Origin of the sequence: Psychrobacter sp. CAL346-MNA-CIBAN-0220 (genome assembly GCF_040309805.1) — a bacterium.
In the GTDB taxonomy this organism is placed as follows: domain Bacteria; phylum Pseudomonadota; class Gammaproteobacteria; order Pseudomonadales; family Moraxellaceae; genus Psychrobacter.
In genome coordinates this window covers 1-289 of record NZ_JBEOPF010000098.1, presented here as the reverse complement: position 1 = coordinate 289, position 289 = coordinate 1, and the positions used below count along the sequence as shown (strand labels likewise).

Genomic DNA, 289 nt, shown 5'->3' with positions numbered 1-289 from the left:
ATATCGAGCTTATTATTGCGGTATAAATTGCTAATAGCGCGGTTTGCTAGTGCGCGATAACGCGCCTTGGTTTTTTGATATTGTTGTTTCTCACTCAAATCAACCGCGTTGGCTTGCTGTAAAATATCTTGCTCAAAGTAGAGCATTTCTTGCTTTTTATTTGCGGTATTGAATGCGATTAAATCGTCTAAACTTTTTACCGTTACTTGCGTTGGTGTTTGGCTTAAATAGTGATTAATTTCGGCTTTAAAGTCGTAAAGCAAGATGGCGTATTCATCAACGTAAAGTG

1 protein-coding gene is annotated in these 289 nt (G+C 37.7%); it reads right to left on the bottom strand.

Features of this window, described 5'->3' with window-relative positions:
* Nucleotides 1-289, bottom strand: a 289-nt coding sequence (locus tag AAEY88_RS12860; protein WP_350563012.1) for a hypothetical protein, incomplete at both ends; no start/stop codon positions are given.